This is a genomic window from Streptomyces sp. CA-250714, assembly GCF_050936705.1.
GTDB lineage: Bacteria > Actinomycetota > Actinomycetes > Streptomycetales > Streptomycetaceae > Streptomyces.
This window is the reverse complement of the sequence record NZ_JBNJMI010000002.1, coordinates 1,033,123-1,052,934: the sequence shown is the minus strand read 5'-3', so window position 1 is coordinate 1,052,934 and position 19,812 is coordinate 1,033,123. Positions and strand designations below refer to the sequence as shown.

The following is a 19,812-nucleotide window of genomic DNA, read 5'->3' as shown; positions in this document are numbered from 1 at the left end:
GCGAAGGCTCGCTTAGACTCCGCCGACGCCCTCCCTTTGCGGAGGCTTGCCCACCCCGAATACCCAGGCCGCTGAGACGCGGCCATGCGAAGGAATATCTTCCGCCGTGGATCCTATTGCTCTGCTCCCGTTCATTGTGATCATCGGGGCCATGTTCCTGATGACTCGCTCCGCCAAGAAGAAGCAGCGTCAGGCCGCGCAGATGCGTGACCAGATGCAGCCTGGCACGGGCATCCGCACCATCGGGGGCATGTACGCCGTCGTCAAGGAGATCCGCGAGGACAGCGTCCTCGTGGAGATCGAGCCCGGCACGCACGCGCTCTTCGCCAAGAACGCCATCGGTGCCGTCCTCTCCGACGAGGAGTTCGACCGCATCACCAACGGTCCGGAGGGAGACGAGTTCGACGTCGACACTGTGGTCCCGGACGACGCCTCCGCCCTGACCAGGGACGAGGACGCTCCCTCCGACGCGAAGCTCGACCTCGGGAAGAAGGACGCCGACGGCTCCGACGCCGCCGAGCCGAAGGCCGACGACAAGGACGGCGAGGAGTCCACCGAGGCGTCCGACGAGCCGAAGACGGACGGGGCGAAGGCCGACACCGCCGAGGCCAAGGACGCCAAGCGGGACGAGGACGCCGACTCCAAGTAAGGTCAGCGCCGCCGGACTGGGGGAGAGACCGGGTCCGGCGGCGTAGCACGTCCACAGACCACTTCGCGCGCCGCTGTGCCGCGCCCGGCCGAACTCGCGGGGCGGCACGGGCGGTTGGACAGGGAGAGACGAGAAGGTGGCAGCACCGAAGAGGGGTCGCAGGGCCTCCGGCGCCCAGGGGAGGCCGTGGCGCGCCCTAGGGCTGATTCTGGTGATCACGGCCGGGCTGATCGTGGGGATGTTCGCCTCGGGGCACAAGACGCCCAGGCTGGGCATCGACCTGGCGGGCGGCACCAGCATCACGCTCGAGGCGCAGAACCAGCCCGGCAAGCCCAACGCGATCAACAAGACCAACATGGAAACGGCCGTCGGCATCATCGAGCGGCGCGTCAACGGTCTTGGTGTGACCGAGTCCGAGGTCCAGACCCAGGGCGACCGGCACATCATCGTCAACATCCCCAAGGGCACCAACTCCAAGCAGGCGCGCGAACAGGTGGGCACCACAGCGCAGCTCGCTTTCCGCCCGGTGCTGACGCTGGCGCAGGCCGAGAAGCCGCAGAAGCAGAAGCCCAACCCCGGCAAGTCCGGCAGCGCCGGCAAGCAGGGCGGCCAGGACGGCAAGGGCAAGCAGGACGACAAGAGCAAGAGCGGCCAGGACGAGAAGGCGGAGCCCTCCTCCTCGCCGTCGGCCTCGCCGTCCGCCGACGGCCAGGGCCGCGCCGTCACCGAGGGGCTGACGGCCAAGAACGCCGCCAAGACGGACAAGAGCCCCACCCCGCAGCCCAGCGACCCCGGCGGCAAGAAGAAGACCCCGCCGCCCACGGTGCCGCCGCAGCAGCCCCAGGCCCCCGGGGTTCCCGCCGCACTCGCCAAGCAGCTGACCGCGCTCGATTGCAGCACCAAGGAAGCCCGGGCCAAGGCCAGCGAGAAGGCCGCGAACACCAAGGGCTCCGAGCCGATCGTCGCCTGTGACGCGAAGGACCCGATCAAGTACGCGCTCGGCCCGGTCGCCGTGCAGGGCAAGAACGTCAGCAAGGCCAAGGCGGTCTTCGCCCAGGAACGCGGTCAGTGGATCGTCCAGATGTCGTTCAACGACAAGGGATCCGACCAGTTCGGCGCCATCACCGACAAGCTGCGCAAGAAGCCGCAGCCGCAGAACCAGTTCGCCATCGCGCTGGACGGCGAGGTCCAGTCGGCGCCGACCGTCAACCAGCGGCTGACCAACAACGCGGAGATCTCCGGCAGCTTCACCCAGGAGTCCGCGGAGGATCTGGGCAACATCCTGTCCTACGGTGCGCTGCCGCTGACCTTCGAGGAGTCGGACGTCACCACCGTCACCGCAGCCCTCGGCAGTGACCAGCTGCAAGCGGGTCTCATCGCGGGCGCCATCGGCCTCGCCCTGGTGGTCGTCTACCTGGTCGCCTACTACCGCGGGCTCTCGCTGATCGCCATCCTCAGCCTGATCGTCTCCGCGATCCTGACGTATACGATCATGACGCTGCTGGGCCCGGCGATGAGCTTCGCGCTCAACCTGCCGGCCGTCTGCGGTGCCATCGTCGCGATCGGTATCACCGCCGACTCGTTCATCGTCTACTTCGAACGCATCAGAGACGAAGTGCGTGAGGGCCGCACACTGCGGCCCGCCGTGGAGCGGGCCTGGCCGCGCGCCCGGCGCACCATCCTCGTCTCCGACTTCGTCTCCTTCCTCGCCGCCGCGGTGCTGTTCATCGTCTCGGTCGGCAAGGTGCAGGGCTTCGCGTTCACGCTGGGCCTGACCACCGCGCTCGACGTCGTCGTGGTCTTCTTCTTCACCAAGCCGGTCATGACGCTGCTCGCCCGCAGGAGGTTCTTCGCCGACGGGCACCCCTGGTCCGGCCTCGATCCCAAGCGGCTCGGAGCCAGGCCACCTCTGCGGCGCGGCCGCCGCACCGTCAGCACCGACCCGAAGGAGGTCTGAGGTGTCCCGTCTCGGCAGTCTCGGCGCCCGGCTGTACCGCGGTGAGGTCGGCTACGACTTCGTCGGGCACCGCAAGGTCTGGTACGGCCTCTCGATCCTGATCACCATCACGGCCATCGCCGCCCTCGCCGTCCGCGGCCTGAACATGGGCATCGAGTTCGAGGGCGGGGCCGTCTTCACCACGCCCAAGACCGCCGCCTCCGTGGAGCAGACCACGCACGCGGCGGAGAAGGTCTCCGGGCACACGGCCATCGTCCAGGAGCTGGGCGACGGTGGTAAGCGCGTACAGATCGCCAGCGTCGACACCAACACCTCCACCAAGGTCAAGGAGGAGCTGGCCCAGGAGCTGAACGTCAACGCGGAGAAGATCGACGCCCAGCTGGTCGGCCCCAGCTGGGGTGAGCAGATCGCCAACAAGGCGTGGCAGGGGCTCGGGATCTTCATGATCCTGGTGGTGATCTATCTCGCCATCGCCTTCGAGTGGCGGATGGCGCTCGCCGCGCTCATCGCGCTCATCCACGACATCACCATCACCGTCGGTGTCTATTCACTCGTCGGATTCGAGGTCACACCAGGCACCGTGATCGGTCTGCTGACGATCCTCGGCTACTCGCTCTACGACACGGTCGTCGTCTTCGACGGCCTGAGAGAGGGCAGCAAGAACGTCACCAAGCAGACCAAGTTCACCTTCAGCGAGATCGCCAACCGAAGCATCAACAGCACGCTGGTGCGCTCCATCAACACCACCGTCGTCGCGCTGCTGCCCGTCGCGGGTCTGCTGTTCATCGGTGGCGGGATGCTCGGCGGCGGCATGCTCAACGACATCGCGCTCTCCCTGTTCGTCGGTCTCGCCGCCGGTGCGTACTCCTCGATCTTCATCGCGACCCCGCTGGTCGCCGACTTCAAGGAGCGCCAGCCCGAGATGAAGGCCCTCGCCAGGCGGGTGCACACCAAGCGCCTGAAGGCCGCCCAGCGCGAGGCGCACGAGCCGGACGACGAGGAGGGCGACGAGCCGCCGGGTGACGACGGCGGCGGTGTCCGCCCCTCCGTCACCGTGGACAACGGCCGCGGCGGCGGTCCAGCGGCGGCCGGTGCCGGGGTCGCCGGACAGCGGCGCCAGCCACCCTCCCGCGGCCGGGGTCGCGGCAGGCCGTCCGGAAAGCGCAGGTGAGCCGGTGAGCGCGATGGAGTCGGCGGCGACCCCGCTGGTCCCCGCCGACGTACGGGAACTGCTCACCAGCCGGATCCACGACGTGCCCGACTACCCCAAGCCGGGGGTGCTGTTCAAGGACATCACCCCGCTGCTCGCCGACGCCAAGGCGTTCTCCGTCCTCACGGACGTGCTGGCGGGCCTCGCCGAGCGGCACGGGGCCACGAAGATCGTCGGGCTGGAGGCGCGCGGTTTCATCCTCGGTGCCCCCGCCGCCGTGCGCGCGGGCATCGGCTTCGTGCCCGTACGCAAGTCCGGCAAGCTCCCCGGCGCCACGCTCTCCCAGACGTACGACCTCGAGTACGGCAGCGCCCAGATCGAGGTGCACGCCGCGGGGTTCACGGAGGGTGACCGGGTGCTGGTGATCGACGATGTGCTGGCCACCGGCGGCACCGCCGAGGCCTCCGTCCAGCTCATCCGGCGCACCGGTGCCGAGGTCGCGGGCGTGGCCATACTGCTGGAGCTCGGCTTCCTGGCGGGCCGGGAACGGGTGGAGCGCGCCCTGGCGGGTGCGCCGCTCGACACCCTCGTCACCGTCTGAGGCCACCGGCCGCCCCGTGCGGCCGGCGGCAGGAGCGGCATAAGGCGGCCACCCGATACGTTCACGATGAAAGGGTGGCCGCCTTCGCGGTTCGGTCCGGGAGAGCCGGGCGTGGCCGGGGTGGCTACCATGGCAGTCCGACCGGGGTCCACCGAGGAGTGCTCTTGCCAGACGAGGCCCAGCAGCTCACCGCCGCTCAGCGTCAGGAAGCGGAGGCCGCCGGCAAGGCGGCCCAGCGCCGGTCCGGCGCGGCGGCCAACGGCGGGCTGCCCTCGAGGAGCGAGGGCACCGGCCGCTCCCGTACCGCCGACGGCTCCGCGAACGGCTCCGCGAAGCAGCCCGGCACCTCGCACAGCGCCCCCGGCCGGGGCGGCAAGGGCGCCGAGAACGGCGCTCGGGAGCGTGTGGCGCCCGCCCGGGCCGTCTCCGGGGTCTCGGGCCGCTCCGGCTCCTCCAACCGCGTACGTGCCCGTCTGGCGCGCCTCGGGGTGCAGCGCTCCAGCCCGTTCAATCCCGTCCTTGAGCCGCTGCTGCGGATAGTGCGCAGCAACGACCCCAAGATCGAGTCCTCCACGCTGCGCCAGATCGAGCGCGCCTACCAGGTCGCCGAGCGCTGGCACCGCGGCCAGAAGCGCAAGAGCGGCGACCCGTACATCACCCACCCCCTCGCGGTCACCACGATCCTCGCCGAGCTGGGCATGGACCCGGCGACGCTGATGGCGGGCCTGCTGCACGACACCGTCGAGGACACCGAGTACGGGCTCGACACCCTGCGCCGTGACTTCGGCGACCAGGTGGCCCTCCTCGTGGACGGCGTCACCAAGCTGGACAAGGTCAAGTTCGGCGAGGCCGCGCAGGCCGAGACGGTGCGCAAGATGGTCGTCGCGATGGCCAAGGACCCCCGTGTCCTGGTCATCAAGCTCGCCGACCGGCTGCACAACATGCGCACGATGCGCTATCTCAAGCGGTCCAAGCAGGAGCAGAAGGCCCGCGAGACGCTGGAGATCTTCGCGCCGCTCGCCCACCGGCTGGGCATGAACACCATCAAGTGGGAGCTGGAGGACCTCGCGTTCGCGATCCTCTACCCCAAGATGTACGACGAGATCGTCCGGCTCGTCGCCGAGCGGGCGCCGAAGCGGGACGAGTATCTGGCGGTCGTCACCGACGAGGTCCAGGCCGATCTGCGTGCGGCCCGTATCAAGGCCACCGTCACCGGGCGGCCCAAGCACTACTACAGCGTCTACCAGAAGATGATCGTCCGCGGCCGGGACTTCGCGGAGATCTACGATCTGGTGGGCATCCGCGTCCTGGTGGACACCGTCCGCGACTGCTACGCCGCGCTGGGCACCGTGCACGCCCGCTGGAACCCGGTTCCCGGGCGGTTCAAGGACTACATCGCGATGCCCAAGTTCAACATGTACCAGTCGCTGCACACGACGGTCATCGGCCCCGGCGGCAAGCCCGTCGAACTCCAGATCCGCACCTTCGACATGCACCGCCGCGCCGAGTACGGCATCGCGGCGCACTGGAAGTACAAGCAGCAGGCCGTCGCCGGCACCTCCAAGGTGCGCACGGACGTGCCCAAGAGCGCGGGCAAGGGCGACGACCACGTCAACGACATGTCGTGGCTGCGGCAGTTGCTCGACTGGCAGAAGGAGACCGAGGACCCCGGCGAGTTCCTGGAATCCCTGCGCTTCGACCTCTCCCGTAACGAGGTCTTCGTCTTCACCCCCAAGGGCGACGTCATAGCGCTCCCGGCGGACGCCACCCCGGTCGACTTCGCCTACGCCGTGCACACCGAGGTCGGCCACCGCACCATCGGCGCCCGCGTCAACGGCCGCCTGGTGCCGCTGGAGTCGACCCTCGACAACGGTGACACCGTGGAGGTCTTCACCTCCAAGGCATCCGGCGCCGGCCCCTCCCGGGACTGGCTCGGCTTCGTCAAGTCACCGCGCGCCCGCAACAAGATCCGCGCCTGGTTCACCAAGGAGCGCCGCGACGAGGCCATCGAGCAGGGCAAGGACGCGATAGCGCGGGCCATGCGCAAGCAGAACCTGCCCATCCAGCGCATCCTCACCGGCGACTCGCTGGTCACCCTCGCCCACGAGATGCGCTACCCCGACATCTCCGCGCTGTACGCGGCGATCGGTGAGGGCCATGTCTCAGCGCAGCACGTCTGCCAGAAGCTGGTGCAGGCGCTCGGCGGCGAGGACGAGGCCAAGGAGGACATCGCCGAGACCGCGCCCCCGATGCCGGCGCGCAGCACGCGGCGCCGTTCCACCGCGGACCCGGGCGTTGTCGTCAAGGGCGCGGGCTCGGACGTATGGGTCAAGCTGGCCCGCTGCTGTACGCCGGTGCCGGGTGACCCGATCATCGGGTTCGTCACCCGCGGCAACGGGGTGTCGGTGCACCGCACCGACTGCGTCAACGTCGACTCCCTCACTCGGGAGCCGGAGCGGATCCTGGACGTCGAGTGGGCGCCCACCCAGTCCTCCGTCTTCCTGGTCGCCATCCAGGTGGAGGCCCTGGACCGCTCCCGCCTCCTGTCCGACGTCACCCGGGTGCTGTCCGACCAGCACGTCAACATCCTCTCGGCCGCCGTGCAGACCTCCCGCGACCGCGTCGCCATCTCCCGCTTCACCTTCGAGATGGGCGACCCCAAGCACCTCGGGCACGTCCTGAAGGCCGTGCGTGGCGTGGAGGGCGTGTACGACGTGTACCGCGTCACCTCCGCGCGCAGGCCTCAATAGCCGAACGTTGTGGCGGGGCGCGTCATTGATTCCGCCGGACCCTCGCCCGCTGTGGTTGCGCGCCGTCGCGGCGGGAATTGATCGGGGGCTTCGCCCCCGGGCCCTCGGTCCAGCATCCGGTGGGGGTGTGGGGGCGGAGCCCCCACACCTTTGTCCGCCGCGACGGTGCGCAACCACGACGGCGAGGGTCCGGCGGAAAATGAGGCGGCCTCAGCCGAAGCGTTCGGCGCCCCGCAACGCGGTGGTCAGCCGCCGAATTCCTGGAGGCCCTTCAGGGCCTGGTCCAACAGGGCCTGCCGGCCTTCCAGTTCGCGTTCCAGCTTGGCGACCTTGGCGGTGTTCCCCGCGGCGCGGGCCTGGTCGATCTGGGCGTGGAGCTTGTCCACCGCGTCCTGGAGCTGGCCCGCGAGCCCGGTGGCACGGGCTCGCGCCTCCGGGTTGGTGCGGCGCCACTCGGCCTCCTCGGCCTCCTGGATGGCGCGCTCCACCGCGTGCATCCGGCCCTCGATCTTCGGCCGCGCGTCCCGCGGCACATGGCCGATGGCGTCCCAGCGCTCGTTGATGGCGCGGAAGGCGCTCCGGGCGGCCTTCAGATCGCTGATCGGCAGCAGCTTCTCCGCCTCGGCGGCCAGCTCCTCCTTGCGCGCCAGGTTCTCCCGCTGCTCGCTGTCGCGCTCGGCGAAGACCTCGCTGCGGGCCTGGAAGAAGACGTCCTGGGCGCCGCGGAACCGCGCCCACAGGTCGTCCTCGTGCTCCCGCTGCGCCCGGCCCGCGGCCTTCCACTCCTGCATCAGCTCGCGGTACTTGGCGGCGGTGGGGCCCCAGTCCCGCGAGCCGGAGAGCGCCTCGGCCTCGGCGACCAGCTTCTCCTTGCGCTGCCGTGCCTCCTCGCGCTGCGCGTCCAGCTGGGCGAAGTGCGCCTTGCGGCGCTTGGAGAACGCCGAGCGGGCGTGCGAGAAGCGGTGCCAGAGTTCGTCGTCGCTCTTCCGGTCCAGCCTCGGCAGGCCCTTCCAGGTGTCGACCAGCGCCCGCAGCCGCTCACCGGCCGCTCGCCACTGCTCGCTCTGTGCCAGCTCCTCGGCCTCGGCGACCAGCTCCTCCTTGGCGCGGCGCGCCTCCTCGGCCTGCTGTGCCTTGCGGGCCTTGCGCTCCTCGCGGCGCTGCTCGACGACCTCGGTGAGGTGGTCGAGCCGGCCCCGCAGCGCGTCGAGGTCGCCGACCGCGTTGTGGGCGTCGACCTGCTCGCGCAGGTGGTCGATCGCGGCGGTGGCGTCCTTGGCCGACAGATCGGTGGTTTTCACCCGGCGCTCAAGCAGGTCGATCTCCACGACCAGACCGTCGTACTTGCGCTTGAAGTAGGCGAGGGCTTCGTCGGGCGAGCCCGCCTGCCACGACCCGGCGACCTTCTCGCCGTCCGCCGTACGCACGTACACAGTCCCCGCGTCGTCGACGCGGCCCCACGGGTCGCTGCTCACAGCGCCTCCTCCACAAGATGCCTGGGAGGGCTGCGGCCCCCCGGCATCGTCCACGTTTCTCGTCACAGCCAACATAGGCGACCGGCGCCCGCGCTGTCCGCATCCGGCGAGCGGCGAATTGCCGGTCGGAAGCGGTTCCGGAACGGTACCGCGCGGGCGGCGACGGCCGGTTTGTCAGGACTTACGGACCGTAGCCTTGTCGATCACCACGGTGGCGTTCGGCCGCCCGTCGCCCTCGGCCTGCATCGGGGTCACCCCGGCCTTGGCGATCTTCTTCAGCACCTTCATCCCGGAGTCGGAGACCTTGCCGAACGGGGTGTAGTTGGGCGGGAGCTTACTGTCCTTGTAGACGAGGAAGAACTGGCTGCCGCCGGTGTCCGGGCCGCTGTTGGCCATCGCGACGGTGCCCGCCGGATACTGGGCGCCCTTGAGGTTCTCGTCGGGCAGCTCGTAGCCGGGCCCGCCGCTGCCGCTGCCGGTCGGGTCGCCGCACTGCAGCACGCTGAGGCCTGGCTGCTCGGTCATCCGGTGGCAGGGCGTGTGGTCGAAGAACTTCTCGCCCGCCAGGAAGTTGAACGAGTTGACCGTGTGCGGCGCCTTGTCGGCGTCCATGGTGAAGTCGATCTCGCCGCAGGTGGTGCTCAGCCGCATGGTGTACGAAGCCGACTTGTCGACCTTCATGGCCGGCTCCTTCTTCCACTTCTCGCCGGTCGGCTTGCCCTTGGCGGGCTTCTCGCAGGGGTCGGGGGCCTTGCTCGGGGAGGGCTTCGCGGCGGCCTTGTCGGCGGCGTCCTTCTTGTCCTTGTCGCCGTTGAGCCCGCCCGAGGCGGCGTAGGCCCCACCGGCGGCCAGCACGATCACCAGCCCGAGGGTGATCGAGATATTGCGTATTCGGGCCTTGCGGCGGGCCGCCTCCCGCCGCTTGAGCTGCCGCTCGTACTTCTCACGGGCGAGCTGCTTTCTGCGCTGCTCACTGCTGACCACGGTCTCGTCTCCTTCGAGGCGTCTGGTGAGGCGTCTGGCGAGGCGTCGCGAGGCGTCGTACCTGCGGGACCTCACGTACCGTATACGCCGCCCTCACGGGTTCGCCCGGCCCGTTACGGGTTCGCCCCGCGCGGACCCGCGCCGGTAGGCTGGCAGCTGCCTGACCGGCGACGGGCCCGCTCGGCCGCGTCGCCTCCCCCGCTGTCGGACGAATGAAGGACGATCGTGCTCGTTGCCGGGTTCCCCGCCGGAGCCTGGGGGACCAACTGTTATCTGGTCGCCCCCGCTGCCGGCGAGGAGTGCGTGATCATCGATCCGGGCCACCAGGCCACGCAGGGCGTCGAGGAGGCCGTCGCCAAGCACCGGCTGAAGCCGGTCGCGGTGATCCTCACGCACGGCCACATCGACCACGTCGCCTCCGTCGTCCCGGTCTGCGGCTCGCACGACGTACCCGCCTGGATCCACCCCGCGGACCGCTACATGATGAGCGACCCGGAGAAGGCGCTGGGGATGACCATCGGGCAGCCCCTGATGGGCGAGCTGACGGTGGGCGAGCCGGACGACGTCGAGGAGCTGTCCGACGGCGCGGTGCTGAACCTGGCGGGTCTGGAGCTGACCGTCGCGCACGCGCCCGGCCATACCAAGGGGTCGGTGACCTTCCGGATGCCCGAACAGGCCGCCACCTCAGGAAATCAGGGGTGCCCGCCGGTGCTGTTCTCGGGCGACCTGTTGTTCCCCGGCTCCATCGGACGCACCGATCTGCCCGGCGGCGACCCGGACGAGATCCTCCGGTCCCTGGCGCGTGTGTGCCTGCCGCTGGAGGACGAGACCGTGGTCCTGCCCGGGCACATGCAGCAGACGACCATCGGCCGTGAGCGCGCCACCAACCCGTTCCTGCGACAGGTGGCGGAGCACGGCCCGGGAGGTGGCGGCACCGACGCCGCCGCCACCCCGCGACGAGGAATGTGACGAGAAGCCACGTGAGCACCTACAAGGCCCCCAAGGGCACCTACGACCTGCTGCCGCCCGACTCCGCGAAGTACCTCGCCGTGCGCGAGGCCATTGCCGCGCCGCTGCGCAGGTCCGGCTACGGCTATGTGGAGACCCCCGGGTTCGAGAGCGTCGAGCTGTTCGCGCGCGGTGTCGGCGAGTCCACCGACATCGTGACCAAGGAGATGTACACCCTCACCACCAAGGGCGGCGACGAGCTGGCCCTGCGCCCCGAGGGCACCGCTTCGGTGCTGCGGGCCGCGCTGGAGGCCAACCTCCACAAGGCGGGCAACCTCCCGGTGAAGCTGTGGTATTCGGGCTCGTACTACCGCTACGAGCGCCCCCAGAAGGGCCGTTACCGCCACTTCTCGCAGGTGGGCGCCGAGGCGCTGGGCACCGAGGACCCGACGCTGGACGCCGAGCTGATCATCCTGGCGTACGACGCCTACCGCTCGCTGGGGCTGACCGGCTTCCGGCTGCTGCTCAACTCGCTGGGCGACCGCACCTGCCGTCCCGTCTACCGGGCCGCGCTCCAGGACTTCCTGCGCGGGCTCGACCTGGACGAGGACACCCGGACCCGGATCGAGATCAACCCGCTGCGGGTGCTGGACGACAAGCGCGAGAGCGTGCAGCGGCAGTTGGCGGGCGCGCCGATGATGCGCGACCACCTGTGCGAGGCGTGCAAGGCGTTCCACGAGGAGGTGCGCGGGCTGCTCACCGAGGCGGGCGTGCCCTTCGAGGACGACCCGAGGCTGGTACGCGGTCTCGACTACTACACGCGTACCACTTTCGAGTTCGTCCACGACGGGCTCGGCTCGCAGTCGGCCATCGGCGGCGGCGGCCGGTACGACGGCCTCTCGGAGATGATCGGCGGCCCCGCGCTGCCGTCGGTCGGCTGGGCCCTGGGCGTTGACCGTACGGTGCTGGCGCTGGAGGCCGAGGGGATCGAGCTCGAACTGCCCGCGGCCACCGAGCTGTTCGCCGTACCGATCGGCGAGGAGGCGCGCCGTCGGCTGTTCCGCCTGGTCACCGAGTTGCGCCGGGAAGGCGTCGCGGCGGACCTGGCGTACGGCGGCAAGGGCATGAAGAACGCCATGAAGTCGGCCAACCGCTCCGGCGCCCGGTTCGCAATGCTGCTCGGCGAGCGCGACCTGGCCGAGGGCGTGGCCCAGCTCAAGGACCTCGACAGTGGCGAGCAGACGGCCGTGGCACTCGATCGGGTGGTGGCCGAAGTGCGGGCCAAGCTGCGGTGACCGTACGGCCAGTTGGGGCAGAATGTGGCCCGTACCGGCCATGGACCAGATGACGGGACGAAAAAGGCTATGACGACGACGGCACCCCTCGACGAGGCGCAGGTGGGCGCGGACGATCCGAAGGGGGGTGCCGTCGGCGCGAGCCGGGCCTTCGCCTGGATGCTCATCGTCACCGGCGCCGCCGGGCTGCTCGCGTCCTGGGTCATCACGCTGGACAAGTTCAAGCTGCTGGAGGACAAGAACTTCAAGCCGGGGTGCAGCATCAACCCGGTCGTCTCCTGCGGCAACATCATGGAGAGCGATCAGGCCTCGGCCTTCGGCGCGCCGAACCCGATGATCGGGCTGGTGGCCTACGGCATCGTCATCTGCGTCGGCGTCACCCTGCTCACCCGGACCGCCTTCCCGCGCTGGTACTGGCTGACGTTCAACGCGGGCTGCCTGTTCGGCGTCGGCTTCGTGACCTGGCTCCAGTACCAGTCGCTGTACACCATCGGGAACCTGTGCCTGTGGTGCTGCCTGGCCTGGGTAGCGACCATCATCATGTTCTGGTACGTGACCGCGCACAATGTCCGCAACGGCTTCCTGCCGGCCCCGGCGGCGGTACGCGGCTTCGCCGACGAGTTCCCGTGGGTGATCCCGGTACTGCACATCGGAGTGATCGGCATCCTGGTGCTCACCCGCTGGTGGGACTTCTGGACCAGCTGATTCCGGGTCCGCGAGGCGGCTGAGTTCCCCGCGCCCGCGGTGAACGCCGCGGGCGGCGCGGTTGTCAGAGCGCTGACTTAGGGTTTCCGGTGTGGAGCCCGATCTTTTCACCGCAGCAGCAGAGGAACGCCAGGCCAAGGATCCGTCCGCCAGCCCCCTCGCCGTACGGATGCGGCCGCGCACCCTGGACGAGGTCGTGGGGCAGCAGCATCTGCTGCGCCCCGGCTCCCCGCTGCGTCGGCTGGTGGGGGAGGGCGGCGGCGGCCCGGCCGGCACCTCGTCCGTGATGCTGTGGGGCCCGCCCGGCACCGGAAAGACGACCCTCGCGTACGTCGTCAGCCAGGCCACCGACAAGCGGTTCGTGGAACTCTCGGCAATCACCGCGGGGGTCAAGGAAGTACGCAGCGTCATCGACGGGGCCCGCCGTGCCTCCGGCGCCTACGGCAAGGACACGGTCCTCTTCCTCGACGAGATCCACCGCTTCAGCAAGGCCCAGCAGGACTCCCTGCTGCCCGCGGTGGAGAACCGCTGGGTCACGCTGATCGCGGCCACCACCGAGAACCCGTACTTCTCGGTGATCTCGCCGCTGCTCTCCCGCTCCCTGCTGCTGACGTTGGAGCCGCTGACCGACGACGACATCCGCCAACTACTGCGCCGCGCCGTCGCGGAGGAGCGCGGCCTGGCGGGGCAGGTGACGCTCCCCGAGGAGGCGGAGGACCATCTGCTGCGGATTGCCGGCGGCGACGCGCGGCGTGCGCTGACGGCGCTGGAGGCGGGCGCGGGCGCGGCCCTCGCCAAGGGCGAGGGCACCGTTTCGCTGGCCTCCGTGGAGGAGGCCGTCGACCGCGCTGCGGTGAAGTACGACCGCGCCGGTGACCAGCACTACGACGTGGCCAGCGCGCTGATCAAGTCGATCCGGGGCTCCGATGTGGACGCCGCGCTGCACTACCTCGCGCGGATGATCGAGGCCGGGGAGGATCCGCGGTTCATCGCTCGGCGACTGATGATCTCCGCGAGTGAGGACATCGGACTCGCGGATCCCACCGCGCTCCAGACCGCTGTCGCCGCGGCGCAGGCCGTCGCCATGATCGGTTTCCCCGAAGCGCGGATCACGCTGAGCCAGGCCACGGTGGCGCTCGCCCTGGCGCCCAAGTCGAACGCGGTCTACCTCGCTGTCGACGCGGCACTCGCGGACGTACGGGCCGGGCTCGCCGGGCCCGTACCGCCGCACCTGCGGGACAGCCACTACAAGGGGTCGCAGAAGCTGGGGCACGGGCAGGGGTATCAGTACCCGCACGATCTGCCGGGCGGTATCGCCGCGCAGCAGTACGCGCCGGACGCGGTGCACGGGCGCCGTTATTACGAGCCCACCCGGTACGGCGCGGAGGCCCGTTACGCCGACATCGCCGACCGCGTCCGCGCCCGCCTCCGTGGAGAGCGGGGGGAGCGCGGGGAGGGCGAGTAGCCCCGGGAACGGCGGGCACGAGGGCGCCCTCCCCGCACCGGGGCATGGCCCCTCTCAGCCGCCGGCGCCGAACAGCGCGTGCATCGCGTGCCGCAGCTCCGCAACGGTGCTGACGGGCTCCGCGAAGTCGAAGCGGGCGTCCGCACACGTTCCCGTACCGCTCCACCCCCGTACCCGCAGCCCGAACCGGTCGAGCGCCAGCGGAACGGCGTGCTCCCACCCCTGGCAGGCGCACAGCCCCCGCACCTGCTGCTGGTGCGCGGCGGCCAAGTGCTGCAACAGCTCCGCCTCATGGGCGGCGAGCGGGTCGGGCATGGCCTCGGCGAAGGCGTCGGGTTCCACGGCCTCCTCGCCCCACAGGTCGTCGATGTAGGCCTCGCCGACCTCCAGCCGCAGCATCCGCCGGGAGGTCCCGGCGACGGGGGCCGAGGGGGCCGCCTCGGCGAGCAGCCGGGCGCAGACTGCGCGTTCGTCGCCGCGTACGGGGGTGAGCCAGCCGGCGACCCAGGCGCGGCCCCGTACCCGGTGGGGTACGGAGACAGGCGCCACATCCGTGATCTCCATCACCGCGGCGAGGTCGTCATCGTGTGCGTACGCGCTCACGCGCGCCTCCAGCGAGTCCGCCGGGACCAGCAGAAGAACGTCTCCGTCGGGGGTGACGGCGCGGGCCTCGGGCACGCCCGAGCCCGGTTCCCGCAGGTCGGGCTCGGCGCCGGGAATGCTCAGCCGGGCGGATACGCTGGATTGCGCGAGGGTCCGTACCCGTTCGGCAGCGGTCGGCTGCCGGGCGTCTTCCACAGGACGCGGCTGTTCCTCCTCGGCGTCGGTGCCAGGCAGGGAAATCCCAGGTCGAAACATACGTGCTCCTCGGCTAAGGTAAGGCTCACCTAACTTACACGGAGGTCCGTTCAACGTGAACCAGTCGCGTCCCAAGGTCAAGAAGTCGCGTGCCCTGGGCGTCGCGCTGACCCCGAAGGCCGTCAAGTACTTCGAACAGCGCCCGTACCCGCCCGGGGAGCACGGCCGGGGCCGTAAGCAGAACAGTGACTACAAGGTCCGTCTGCTGGAGAAGCAGCGCCTGCGCGCGCAGTACGACATCAGCGAGAGCCAGATGCGCCGCGCCTACGAGCGCGCCCGCAAGACCGAGCTCAAGACGGGCGAGGCCCTGGTGATAGAGCTGGAGCGGCGGCTGGACGCGCTCGTGCTGCGCTCCGGTCTGGCCCGCACGATCTACCAGGCCCGGCAGATGGTGGTGCACGGCCACATCGCGGTCAACGACCGCAAGGTCGACAAGCCGTCCTTCCGCGTCCGTCCCGACGACGTGGTGATGGTCCGCGAGCGCAGCCGCAGCAAGCACCCCTTCCAGGTCGCCCGTGAGGGTGGCTACGCGGGTGAGGGGGAGACCCCGCGCTACCTCCAGGTCAACCTGCAGGCCCTCGCCTTCCGCCTGGACCGGGACCCCAACCGCAAGGAGATCCCGGTGATCTGCGACGAGCAGCTCGTCGTCGAGTACTACGCACGCTGACCGCACACTTCGGCTCAGCCCCGCCAGCCCGCCTGCCCACGCCGGTTCCGCCCGGTACGGGCACGGCGGGCTGCGGCGTTTCCGGGGCACCCGTAATGCGGTACGGGGGTGTCGGTCCGGCGCGATAAGGTCGATACCTCGTACGCCGCCGCGGTCGGCCCCCGGCGAGCGGCGGCCGACCCCCATGACCATCAAGGGAAGCGGTGCAGCGTGTCCGGTGGAGAAGTGGCCGGCCTCCTCGTGGCCGTCTTCTGGGCGATCCTGGTGTCGTTCCTCGCCGTTGTGCTGGTGAGGCTCGCGCAGACGCTCAAGGCGGCGACCAAGCTGGTGACAGGCGTGACGGAGCAGGCAGTCCCCCTCCTGGGAGAGGCGTCGGCGACTGTCCGCTCCGCACAGACCCAGCTCGATCGCGTCGACGCCATCGCGACGGACGTCCAGGAGGTCACCTCCAACGCCTCCGCGCTCTCCTCCACCGTCTCGACCGCCTTCGGCGGCCCGCTCGTCAAGGTCGCCGCCTTCGGCTACGGCGTACGGCGGGCGCTGGGCCGTAAGGACGCACCGGAACGGGAGAAGCGCGGCGGCCGGAAGGTCGTCGTCAGCCGCACCGTGCCCGCCGCCCGCCGCGGCGGCCGCAAGCGTGGAAGGGGCTGAACGCAGATGTTCCGCCGAGCCTTCTGGTTCACCACCGGCGCCGCCGCCGGGGTCTGGGCCACCACCAAGGTCCAGCGCAAGATCCGCAGCCTCGCGCCCGACGCGCTGGCACTGCGCGCCGCCGACAAGGCCGTCGAAGGCGGCCACCGGCTCCGCGAGTTCGCGCTCGACGTACGCGCGGGCATGGTCCAGCGGGAGAGCGAACTCAAGGACGCGCTGGGCCTGTCGGCACCCGAGGAGGCCGACCGGTACCGGGAGCTCCCGGCCGCACGGCAGGCCCCCGTCGCCCGGCAGCAGGGCAAGCGCCTTCCGCGGCAGCAGGACAAGCGGCAGCTGGGCAGCGTGCTCCGCCAGGCCCCGGCCGGCAGCGAACGCCACACCCCGCCGCTCCCGGACCGGCCGGACCACCAGGACCGGCCGGAGAACTCCAACCAATCGAACGACCGGAATGAGGACCACTGATGGAGTCGGCTGAAATCCGCCGCCGCTGGCTGCGCTTCTTCGAGGAGCGAGGGCACCACGTCGTGCCGTCGGCGTCGCTGATCGCGGACGACCCGACGCTGCTGCTGGTCAACGCGGGCATGGTGCCCTTCAAGCCGTACTTCCTGGGCGAGACCACCCCGCCCTGGCCGCGGGCCACCAGCGTGCAGAAGTGTGTGCGTACGCCGGACATCGAAGAGGTCGGCAAGACCACCCGGCACGGCACCTTCTTCCAGATGTGCGGCAACTTCTCCTTCGGCGACTACTTCAAGGAGGGGGCCGCCAAGCTCGCCTGGGAGCTGCTGACCTCCTCGCAGGAGCAGGGCGGCTACGGACTGGACCCCGAGCGCCTGTGGATCACCGTCTACGAGCAGGACGACGAGGCCGAGCGGATCTGGCGGGACGTCGTCGGCGTGCCCGCCGAACGCATCCAGCGCCTGGGCATGGAGGAGAACTACTGGTCCATGGGCGTGCCGGGCCCGTGCGGCCCCTGCTCGGAGATCAACTACGACCGCGGCCCCGAGTTCGGCCGCGAGGGCGGCCCCGCCGTCAACGACGAGCGGTATGTGGAGCTGTGGAACCTCGTCTTCATGCAGTACGAGCGCGGTGAGGGCTCCACCAAGACCGACTTCGAGATCCTCGGCGAGCTGCCCAGCAAGAACATCGACACCGGTCTCGGCCTCGAACGCCTGGCGATGGTCCTCCAGGGCGTGCACAACATGTACGAGATCGACACCTCGCGAGCCGTCATCGACAAGGCCACCGAGCTGACCGGCGTCGCCTACGGTGCCGCCGAGGACACCGATGTGTCGCTGCGCGTCGTCTGCGACCACATCCGTACGTCCGTGATGCTCATCGGCGACGGTGTCACCCCCGGCAACGAGGGCCGCGGCTATGTGCTGCGCCGCATCATGCGCCGTGCCATCCGCAACATGCGCATCCTGGGCGCCACGGGCCCGGTCGCCGAGGACCTGATCGACGTCGTCATCAAGACGATGGGCCGGCAGTACCCCGAACTGGTCACCGACCGGAAGCGCATCGAGACCGTCGCCCTCGCCGAGGAGGCCGCCTTCCTCAAGACGCTGAAGGCCGGCACCAACATCCTCGACACCGCCGTCGCCGACACCAAGAAGACCGGCAGCACGGTGCTGCCGGGCGACAAGGCGTTCCTGCTCCACGACACCTGGGGCTTCCCCATCGACCTCACCCTGGAGATGGCCGCCGAGCAGGGCCTGTCGGTGGACGAGCAGGGCTTCCGGCGGCTGATGAAGGAGCAGCGGGAGCGCGCCAAGGCCGACGCCAAGGCCAAGAAGACCGGCCACGCCGACCTGTCGGCCTACCGCGAGATCGCCGACACCGCCGGAGCCACCGACTTCACCGGCTACGGCGAGACCGCGGGCGAGGCCACCATCGTCGGGCTGCTGGTCGACGGGGTCTCCTCGCCCGCCGCCACCGAGGGCGACGAGGTCGAGGTCGTCCTGGACCGCACCCCGTTCTACGCCGAGGGCGGCGGCCAGCTCGCCGACACCGGCCGCATCCGGCTGGAGGGCGGCGCCGTCGTCCAGGTGCGCGACGTCCAGCAGCCGGTGCCCGGCGTCAGCGTGCACAAGGGCACCGTCCAGGTCGGCGAGGTCACCGTCGGCTCGTCCGCCTACGCGCAGATCGACGGGGACCGCCGCCGCTCCATCGCCCGGGCCCACAGCGCCACCCACCTCACCCACCAGGCGCTGCGCGACGCGCTCGGCCCGACGGCCGCGCAGGCCGGTTCGGAGAACGCCCCCGGCCGGTTCCGCTTCGACTTCGGCTCGCCCACCGCCGTCCCCGGCACCGTGCTCACCGACGTCGAGCAGAAGATCAACGAGGTGCTGGCCCGCGAACTCGACGTGCACGCCGAGTACATGGGCATCGACGACGCCAAGAAGCAGGGCGCGCTGGCCGAGTTCGGCGAGAAGTACGGCCAGACCGTGCGCGTGGTGACCATCGGCGACTTCTCCAAGGAGCTGTGCGGTGGCACGCATGTGCACAACACGGCGCAGCTGGGCCTGGTCAAGCTGCTGGGCGAATCCTCCATCGGCTCCGGCGTGCGCCGTGTCGAGGCCCTGGTCGGCGTGGACGCCTACCGGTTCCTCGCCCGCGAGCACACCGTCGTCTCCCAGCTGACCGAGCTGCTCAAGGGCCGCTCCGAGGAGCTGCCCGAGCGCATCTCCGGGATGCTGACCAGGCTGAAGGACGCCGAGAAGGAGATCGAGCGGTTCCGCGCCGAGAAGGTTCTCCAGGCCGCCGCCGGAATCGCCCAGAACGCCAAGGAGGTACGCGGCATCGCGCTGGCCGCGGCCCGGGTCCCGGACGGCACCACGGCCGACGATCTGCGCACCCTGGTGCTCGACGTACGCCAGCGGCTCGGCAGCCGCCCGGCCGTCGTCGCGCTGTTCGCCGTCACCAACGGGCGTCCGCTCACCGTCATCGCCACCAACGAGGCCGCCAGGGAGGCCGGGCTGCGCGCCGGTGACCTGGTGCGTACGGCGGCCAAGACGCTGGGCGGTGGTGGCGGCGGCAAGCCGGACGTCGCCCAGGGCGGCGGCCAGAACCCGGAGGCCGTGGACGACGCCGTGGCCGCCGTGGAGCGCCTGGTCGCGGAGGCCGGAGGCAACGCCTGATGACCCAGGACGACGCCGCGCAGCCGGAGACCTTCCGGCGCGGCAGGCGGCTCGCCGTCGATGTCGGGGACGCCCGTATCGGGGTCGCGAGCAGCGACCCCGACGGGCTCCTCGCCACCCCGGTGGAGACGGTGCCGGGGCGCGATGTCCCGGCCGCCCAGCGCCGGCTGGTGGAGCTCGTGGCGGAGTACGAGCCGTTGGAGGTCGTCGTCGGACTGCCCCGTTCGCTCAGCGGAGGGGAGGGCCCGGCGGCGGCCAAGGTCCGCGGTTTCGCTCAGCAGTTGGCGAAAAACATCACACCCGTACCGGTGAGACTCGTCGACGAACGTATGTCGACGGTCACCGCCGCACAGGGGATGCGAGCCTCCGGAGTCAGCTCCAAAAAGGGACGTTCACGCATCGACCAGGCGGCAGCGGTGGTGATTCTCCAGAGCGCGCTGGAGGCGGAACGGAGCTCGGGCCGTCCCCCGGGGCAGTGCGTCGAGGTGGTTGTCTGATCGCTGTACGGTAACGTTCCGCG

At 70.4% G+C, this 19,812-nt stretch carries 17 protein-coding genes; 14 read left to right on the top strand and 3 right to left on the bottom strand.

What is annotated here, in order from left to right; genetic code table 11:
- The first annotated feature begins 106 nt into the window (after positions 1–106).
- From yajC to ACQEU8_RS23565, 5 genes are all read left to right on the top strand, one after another.
- Positions 107–649 carry a preprotein translocase subunit YajC gene (yajC, locus tag ACQEU8_RS23585; RefSeq protein ID WP_433104268.1) on the top strand — a complete coding sequence of 181 codons (543 nt, stop codon included), beginning with the start codon at positions 107–109 and terminating at the stop codon, positions 647–649.
- Between the two features lie 136 nt (positions 650–785).
- Positions 786–2,606, top strand: a complete 1,821-nt coding sequence (gene secD, locus ACQEU8_RS23580) for a protein translocase subunit SecD (RefSeq protein WP_433104266.1) — start codon at positions 786–788, stop codon at positions 2,604–2,606.
- Position 2,607: 1 nt separating this feature from the next.
- Positions 2,608–3,777, top strand: coding sequence for a protein translocase subunit SecF (secF, locus tag ACQEU8_RS23575; RefSeq protein ID WP_433104264.1), 1,170 nt, complete (start codon positions 2,608–2,610; stop codon positions 3,775–3,777).
- A gap of 13 nt (positions 3,778–3,790) precedes the next feature.
- Entirely contained in the window at positions 3,791–4,357 is a 567-nt protein-coding gene (locus ACQEU8_RS23570) for an adenine phosphoribosyltransferase (RefSeq protein WP_433108666.1), read from the top strand.
- A gap of 164 nt (positions 4,358–4,521) precedes the next feature.
- Positions 4,522–7,107, top strand: a complete 2,586-nt coding sequence (locus ACQEU8_RS23565; RefSeq protein ID WP_433104262.1) for a RelA/SpoT family protein — start codon at positions 4,522–4,524, stop codon at positions 7,105–7,107.
- A gap of 245 nt (positions 7,108–7,352) precedes the next feature.
- Here ACQEU8_RS23565 and ACQEU8_RS23560 read toward each other — a convergent pair whose 3' ends face one another.
- Positions 7,353–8,582, bottom strand: coding sequence for a DUF349 domain-containing protein (locus ACQEU8_RS23560; RefSeq protein ID WP_433104260.1), 1,230 nt, complete (start codon positions 8,580–8,582; stop codon positions 7,353–7,355).
- Between the two features lie 174 nt (positions 8,583–8,756).
- Positions 8,757–9,566: a peptidylprolyl isomerase gene (locus tag ACQEU8_RS23555; protein ID WP_433104258.1), complete on the bottom strand. Its 810-nt coding sequence runs from the start codon at positions 9,564–9,566 to the stop codon at positions 8,757–8,759.
- A gap of 225 nt (positions 9,567–9,791) precedes the next feature.
- Here ACQEU8_RS23555 and ACQEU8_RS23550 point away from each other — a divergent pair, with 225 nt between their 5' ends.
- From ACQEU8_RS23550 to ACQEU8_RS23535, 4 genes are all read left to right on the top strand, one after another.
- Positions 9,792–10,535, top strand: coding sequence for an MBL fold metallo-hydrolase (locus tag ACQEU8_RS23550; protein WP_433104256.1), 744 nt, complete (start codon positions 9,792–9,794; stop codon positions 10,533–10,535).
- Between the two features lie 11 nt (positions 10,536–10,546).
- A complete protein-coding gene (hisS, locus tag ACQEU8_RS23545; protein WP_433104254.1) occupies positions 10,547–11,809 on the top strand; it encodes a histidine--tRNA ligase in 1,263 nt (420 codons plus the stop codon).
- Positions 11,810–11,878: 69 nt separating this feature from the next.
- The gene (locus ACQEU8_RS23540) at positions 11,879–12,514 is read left to right on the top strand and encodes a vitamin K epoxide reductase family protein (RefSeq protein ID WP_433104252.1); all 636 of its coding nucleotides are present in this window, start codon (positions 11,879–11,881) and stop codon (positions 12,512–12,514) included.
- Between the two features lie 91 nt (positions 12,515–12,605).
- Positions 12,606–13,979 carry a replication-associated recombination protein A gene (locus tag ACQEU8_RS23535; protein WP_433104250.1) on the top strand — a complete coding sequence of 458 codons (1,374 nt, stop codon included), beginning with the start codon at positions 12,606–12,608 and terminating at the stop codon, positions 13,977–13,979.
- A gap of 54 nt (positions 13,980–14,033) precedes the next feature.
- On the opposite strand, the gene ACQEU8_RS23530 is transcribed toward ACQEU8_RS23535, so the two are convergent.
- Entirely contained in the window at positions 14,034–14,837 is an 804-nt protein-coding gene (locus ACQEU8_RS23530; protein ID WP_433104248.1) for a DUF2470 domain-containing protein, read from the bottom strand.
- Positions 14,838–14,892: 55 nt separating this feature from the next.
- On the opposite strand from ACQEU8_RS23530, the gene rpsD reads away from it, so the two are divergent.
- From rpsD to ruvX, 5 genes are all read left to right on the top strand, one after another.
- Positions 14,893–15,504, top strand: coding sequence for a 30S ribosomal protein S4 (rpsD, locus tag ACQEU8_RS23525; RefSeq protein ID WP_433104246.1), 612 nt, complete (start codon positions 14,893–14,895; stop codon positions 15,502–15,504).
- Between the two features lie 225 nt (positions 15,505–15,729).
- Positions 15,730–16,155: a DUF948 domain-containing protein gene (locus tag ACQEU8_RS23520; protein WP_433108664.1), complete on the top strand. Its 426-nt coding sequence runs from the start codon at positions 15,730–15,732 to the stop codon at positions 16,153–16,155.
- 6 nt (positions 16,156–16,161) lie between these two features.
- Positions 16,162–16,617 (top strand): DUF6167 family protein, encoded by a 456-nt coding sequence (locus ACQEU8_RS23515; RefSeq protein WP_433104244.1) that lies wholly within the window; start codon positions 16,162–16,164, stop codon positions 16,615–16,617.
- Positions 16,617–19,292, top strand: coding sequence for an alanine--tRNA ligase (alaS, locus tag ACQEU8_RS23510; RefSeq protein WP_433104242.1), 2,676 nt, complete (start codon positions 16,617–16,619; stop codon positions 19,290–19,292). Before ACQEU8_RS23515 ends, alaS begins: the two co-directional genes overlap by 1 nt.
- Positions 19,292–19,789 carry a Holliday junction resolvase RuvX gene (gene ruvX, locus ACQEU8_RS23505; protein WP_433104240.1) on the top strand — a complete coding sequence of 166 codons (498 nt, stop codon included), beginning with the start codon at positions 19,292–19,294 and terminating at the stop codon, positions 19,787–19,789. The genes alaS and ruvX overlap by 1 nt, the downstream gene beginning before the upstream one ends.
- Positions 19,790–19,812 lie beyond the last annotated feature (23 nt).